Source organism: Streptomyces sp. NPDC057428 (assembly GCF_042803195.1).
In the GTDB taxonomy this organism is placed as follows: domain Bacteria; phylum Actinomycetota; class Actinomycetes; order Streptomycetales; family Streptomycetaceae; genus Streptomyces.
This window is the reverse complement of the sequence record NZ_JBHVCT010000172.1, coordinates 1-5,565: the sequence shown is the minus strand read 5'-3', so window position 1 is coordinate 5,565 and position 5,565 is coordinate 1. Positions and strand designations below refer to the sequence as shown.

Annotated in this window: 4 protein-coding genes; 3 read left to right on the top strand and 1 reads right to left on the bottom strand. The window is 65.7% G+C overall.

Going from position 1 to position 5,565, the window contains the following annotated elements; translation table 11 throughout:
* The first annotated feature begins 1,092 nt into the window (after positions 1-1,092).
* The 3 genes from ACFU5K_RS31085 to hpnR all read left to right on the top strand — a co-directional run bounded on the left by ACFU5K_RS31085 (position 1,093) and on the right by hpnR (position 4,854).
* Positions 1,093-2,211: a PP2C family protein-serine/threonine phosphatase gene (locus ACFU5K_RS31085; protein ID WP_384067859.1), complete on the top strand. Its 1,119-nt coding sequence runs from the start codon at positions 1,093-1,095 to the stop codon at positions 2,209-2,211.
* Positions 2,204-2,737 carry a MarR family winged helix-turn-helix transcriptional regulator gene (locus ACFU5K_RS31080; protein WP_384067856.1) on the top strand — a complete coding sequence of 178 codons (534 nt, stop codon included), beginning with the start codon at positions 2,204-2,206 and terminating at the stop codon, positions 2,735-2,737. Before ACFU5K_RS31085 ends, ACFU5K_RS31080 begins: the two co-directional genes overlap by 8 nt.
* Positions 2,738-3,357: 620 nt before the next feature.
* Entirely contained in the window at positions 3,358-4,854 is a 1,497-nt protein-coding gene (gene hpnR, locus ACFU5K_RS31075; protein WP_384067862.1) for a hopanoid C-3 methylase HpnR, read from the top strand.
* Positions 4,855-5,079: 225 nt separating this feature from the next.
* Here hpnR and ACFU5K_RS31070 read toward each other — a convergent pair whose 3' ends face one another.
* The gene (locus ACFU5K_RS31070) at positions 5,080-5,427 is read right to left on the bottom strand and encodes a hypothetical protein (RefSeq protein WP_384067853.1); all 348 of its coding nucleotides are present in this window, start codon (positions 5,425-5,427) and stop codon (positions 5,080-5,082) included.
* Positions 5,428-5,565: the final 138 nt, after the last annotated feature.

The following is a 5,565-nucleotide window of genomic DNA, read 5'->3' as shown; positions in this document are numbered from 1 at the left end:
AGCTTCCTGCGCGTCCGGCGACCACGTCCGCGCATCCCCCACCAGATCACTCACACACCGTCAACGAGCATGAACCCAAAGCGTTTCGGATCAATAGGATCGAACCTTGCCCTTTTTAACATTTTCCGGACTAACGCGAAACGCGGGCCATCGGCAGCCGTCCGCAAGGCGGCCGGCATCTCCTGTGGCGTCCAGCACCAAGCGGGTTGATATCGACGCCACCAGGGTTCGCTGCCCCTCCGAAATCATCCACTGTGCAAACCGGTGTGTCACCGTCCACAGGTGGCGCAAGCGAGCCATGTCCAAATCGCGACACGCGCCGCATGTTCAACCTGACTGCGACGGCAGGCCGTTGGGGATCAAGGGCTCTACGGAACGACGAACAGGTGCACGTAACACGACGAAGGCCGTGAGGGTGAGCCTGCTGCCTGATGCTGTCCGGAGCGAAGCGCTCGCGGAGGCGTCACGCCTCCCTACGTTGTTCTGCGGGACGTGGTGAGCCCTTCGAGGACGGCGACACGACGGCACCAGCTGCGGGCAGGTGCCCGGGGCGGGAGTTCCGTCGCCGGTGCAAGACACCAGCCACCCGCCCCGGGCCCCGACACCCTGCAACACGGGGGAGCGGCGCGGCCGCCGACCCGGTGCCCTCGACGCGACCGGGCAGGACGCCGTCTCAGTTCCCGGAAGGGCACTGCGGCTTCACGGCACCGCGTGTTTTGTGACCGCTCGGGATAGTTGTCACCAGCTTGGACGTGCGACCTGGACGTCATCCCAGTTCTGAGTGGCTTTATCGAGCAGTAGTGGGTTCTGGCACAGGCGGGTGATGTAGTGCTGCGGGAGCGGGACGAGTTCGCAGAAGCGGAAGGACCTCGCGCGCAGTGATCACGCCGCGACACCCCGCTCCCGGGGGTGGCGTGACGGTCTTCTCTGGGATGCGCTTGCTCCTGGTGTCGCTGTCGTGAGCCTTCGACCTCGATTGAGTAACGAGAGGCCGGCCGGCTGGAGCGCTACCGAACCGTTGCATAGGCTAAACGAGGAGTCGTTCTGTGGAGTCGGCTTCGTGGTTGTCTGCATACTGGCCGGGAGCACCACATGACCGCTGCTGAGCGATGGGATGGATCAGCCGTGCTCTCATGGCTGCCGATCTTGGTGATGGCGGTCGTAGCCGTTGTCGACCTCACCGCAGGGCCTGAGGTGGGGTTCCTCCCTCTGGTATCGCTCGGCCCCGCCTTCGCCGGCCTGATCGGCACGTGGAAGCGCACCGCCCTCATCGGCGCGGCCGCCCTGTTGCTGTGCTTCGGTCTCGGCATGTACGACGGCCTCTTCGACGGCCGCCGCGGATACACAGCCATGGCATCCGTAGGTGGAGTAACCGCAGCGGGAGTCGTGGCTGCGATCACGCGGAAACGGCGCGAGGCGGAACTGGCCAGCGTTCGCTCGATCGCCGAGGTCACGCAACGCGTCCTGCTCAGACCGGTGCCCCGCAGCGCAGGGCCCTTGCGGGTGGCGGTTTCCTACACGTCGGCCGTGGCCGAAGCGCGGATCGGCGGGGACCTGTACGAGGTCGTCGTCTCCCCTCAGGGCGTACGAGTGCTGATTGGCGACGTACAGGGCAAGGGGCTTGCCGCTGTGGAGACAGCGGCCGTTGTCCTGGGCGCTTTTCGTGAGGCGGCGCACGAGGAATCGGACCTCGTCAGTCTCGTAGCCCGCCTGGAACGGAGCGTCGCCCGTGAGTTGCAGGGTGAGAAGTTCGTGACCGCTCTTCTCGCAGAGCTCCGGTCACCGGAGGAAACCGTCGCCATGGTCAACTGCGGGCATCCAGCGCCCATGCTGATCAGTCGGAACGGCACCATCCACTTCCCGGAGCCTCCGTCCTACGCCCTGCCGCTGGGGCTGGGCATCCACGGCGGCGAGCCGCCGCAGTCCCACAACGTCGAGTTCGGACCGGGGGACCAACTCCTTCTGTACACCGACGGGGTGACCGAAGCGCGGGACGGTGAAGGACAGTTCTACCCCCTGGAGGAACGGGCCGGCCTGCTTGAGGACGACGATGCCCAGGTAGCCCTGGAGATGTTGCGCGAGGACGTCGTCCGGCACGTGTCCGGTCCGCTGCACGACGATGCGGCCATGCTGCTCCTCCGCTACCACCCGGGCGAGAAGCGGGCTGGTTCGGCGAGGTCTGGGGACAGGATAGAAAGGGACCATGTCTGAGCGAGACGCCCCGATCGAGGGTACGTTCGATGTGAACGCGGTGACCCGTGCGGTGTTGACGGCGTCACGGCTTCTCGTCGCGGTCTCGGCACGTTCGCTCGCCGAAGTCGAAGACCGTGTGACACTGCCGCAATTCCGGATGCTCGTAGTTCTGTTCACACGTGGTGCGACCAAGCTCGTCACCCTTGCGCACCTGCTGGGTGTGGCCCCCTCGACAGCGATGCGGATGGTGGACCGGCTGATCGCGGCCCGGCTCGCCGACCGGCAGATCAATCAGGACAACCGCCGCGAGACCCTGCTCCAGCTCACCGACGAGGGCCGACGCACGGTCGAGGACGTGACGACGCGGCGGCAGCAGGAGATCGCCGCGATCGTCGAACGGCTCGACCCTGTCCAGCGCCTCGCCCTCGTCAGCGCCTTGACCGCCTTCAATGAGGCGGGCGGGGAACCGGCGATGCCGATTCAGGACGACAGTGCTCTGCACCCATTGGGCTGGGCGGACCTGTCGACGGGGCACGGGGCCTGAGCTTCGTCGCAGGTGATGCGGACTCGCGTGAATGCTCGGTCCCGGCAAAAGGAGTGCGCACTGCGTGTCGACGTTCCGACAGTGCATTTGAGTGCAGGGGGCGTCACCACGTGCTGGCGTTGGCTGCAGCGCCCGATCCGCGCCGGGCCAACAGAACCGACACGAAAGGAGTTGGTTGAACATGCGTCACGTGCCCTTGGTTTTCGTCAAGCCGTTACAGCGGTGGGTGGTTGGTAGAACGTGCCGTCGCGGAGCACGGCGAAGAGGACTTCGATGCGGCGCAGGGCGAGGCAGATGAGGGCTGCGACGTGGTGTTGTCCCTCGCGTCGCTTCCTGTGGCGGCAGGCGCGTGAGTCCGGCTGCGACAGCGAGGCGAACGCGGCGAGATTGAAGGCACGCGCGAACTGCAGGTTGCCTCGTGCGTAGGGGTGTTCACCGCGGATGGGCGGGCCGGATCTGCGGGCCTTCGGCCCTCCGGCCAGGCGGGTGAATCCGCCCGTCAGCGCACGTCCGTCGGCGCGGCACCGCCAAGCGATTGGCCTTTCGGAGGACGGTGGGAGTGCTCGTCCGCAGGGAGTCGCTGACGGGTCACCGTCGGACAATCTTCCCCTGAGGTGTTCATGCGCTTGCTTCTTGTTCATCCCAGCGCCCTGATGTACTCCGAGATTTTCCTGCGACTGGAGCCATTGGGCCTGGAACGGGTGGCGGGCGCTGCGCGCGAGGCAGGCCACGAGGTACGGGTCGTGGACCTTCAGGTATCCAGCACGAAGGAGCTGGCCCGCGAGGTCCGCTCCTTCCGCCCCGAGGCATTGGGCGTGTCCCTGAACTATCTGGCCAACATCCCAGAGGCGATCAAGATTGCCCACGCAGCCAAGCGCGAAGCGCCGGGCTGTTTCGTCTTCTTCGGAGGACACAGTGTGTCTTTCGTCGCCAGAGATGTGCTCGAGCAAGCCGAAGGAGCGGTGGACGCGGTGGTGCGCGGCGAGGGGGAGCCCGCCGTGGTGTCCCTGCTTGCGGCCGCGCGCGAGGGCGGGGTGGACGGCGTTCCGGGAGTCGTCACACCGGCCGGACACGGCCCGGCGCCGCAGATGCTCCACAGCATCGACAGCCCGCTGCCGGCCCGTGATCTAATGCGCCACCGGCGCAAGTACTTCATCGGTGAACTGGACCCCTGCGCCTCCATCGAGTTCACCCGGGGCTGTCCGTGGGACTGCTCTTTCTGCTCGGCCTGGACTTTCTACGGACGCAGCTATCGCAAGGCTTCCCCGGAGGCGGCCGGCGCCGAGATGGCGAGCATCCGCGAGCCCAACGTGTTCATCGTGGACGACGTGGCCTTCATCCGGCCCGAGCACGGCCATGGCATCGCCGCTGAGCTCGAACGACGTAGGATCCGCAAGCGCTACTACCTTGAGACCCGCAGCGATGTCCTGCTGCGCAACACTGAGGTCTTCCAGCGCTGGGCGCGCCTGGGCCTGAGCTACATGTTCCTGGGCATGGAAGCCATCGACGCCGAAGGGCTTGATCTCTACCGCAAGCGCGTCAGCCCCGACGACAACTTCCGCGCTCTGGAAGCCGCGCGCAAACTCGGCATCGACGTGGCGATCAACCTCATCGTGGACCCGGCCTGGGATGAAGAACGCTTCCGCGTCATCAGGGAATTCGCTCTATCCGTCCCCGAGATCGTTCACCTGACGGTCATGACGCCCTACCCGGGAACAGAGATCTGGCACACCGAGGCGCGCAAGCTCACCACCCGCGACTACCGGCTCTTCGACATCCAGCACGCGGTGGTCCCCACTACCCTCCCCCTGGATGTCTTCTACCGGGAACTGGTGAAGACCCAGGCCATCATCAACCGCAAGCACCTGGGCCTGCGCACCGCACTTGGCGCCCTACGCGTCCTGGGAGGCAACCTCGCCCGCGGACAGACGAACTTCGCCCGAATGCTGTGGAAGTTCAACCGCGTCTACAACCCCGCGCGGCAACTGGCGGATCACAGCCGCCCGGTACGCTACGAACTCCCACTCCCCCGGCACCTGGACATCGGCGACCGCCGCAAGCTCTACGTCCACACCCAGCCGACAACCGGCCGAAGCACCGCTCAAGAGGCCCCATAGCCATCCCTTGCCAGAACTCGTTCACACCTCGGCAGGCCGAACGCTGATTGGGCTGCGGGAAGCCTCGCACCACGGGGGCCGGATGCTGCCGGTATCCGGCCCCCTCCATGTCCCAGATGCCACGCGCCGGGCGCCCTCGTAGGACCAGTGTCTCGTGTGTTCGACATCAGGGGTTGCGGCCCGGAGGCTGCCCTGCGAAACACGGACCGATGGGCTACCGCGGGTTCACTGGGCCAGGAGTGCCGCAAGTCGGTTCGCAGTCCGCTCTGCGGTGCGTTGTCTAATCAGTCCCTCTTTGGCTGCCACGCGCAGTCGGACGCTGGAATCCCACTCCCCATCCCTCGTCACCAGGACAGTGACTACAACAGGGTTCATTTCTCCGGCGCCTCCGCTGGTCACAAACTGAAAAGTCTGCTGGTCTGCGCCGGGTTCAGTATTGATCGGCTGCAGACTTCGGCCCATGCGTTTCTGAACCTCGGCGACGCGCTCGACGGCGCCCTCGTAGTGCACCGGGACGATGAAATCGATCTCGTGAATTTTGTTCCGCAGGATCCTGGCTATGAGCCTTGCCAAGCCTCCGCTGCCTCCTGCCGCAGCTGCCACGGCGGCGAGTTCGTCCTGAGTTCCGCAGTTAGCAGTGCCGACTAGGACACGAATATGTGGGTTGACCTGCGAAAATGCCTGTGAGCACGCCGAGATGGCGTGTCACTA

Bases quoted from the DNA above. Each gene is read 5' to 3' on its own strand.
- ACFU5K_RS31085 (WP_384067859.1), top strand. From the start codon at position 1,093: ATGACCGCTGCTGAGCGATGGGATGGATCAGCCGTGCTCTCATGGCTG.
- ACFU5K_RS31080 (WP_384067856.1), top strand. From the start codon at position 2,204: ATGTCTGAGCGAGACGCCCCGATCGAGGGTACGTTCGATGTGAACGCG.
- hpnR (WP_384067862.1), top strand. From the start codon at position 3,358: ATGCGCTTGCTTCTTGTTCATCCCAGCGCCCTGATGTACTCCGAGATT.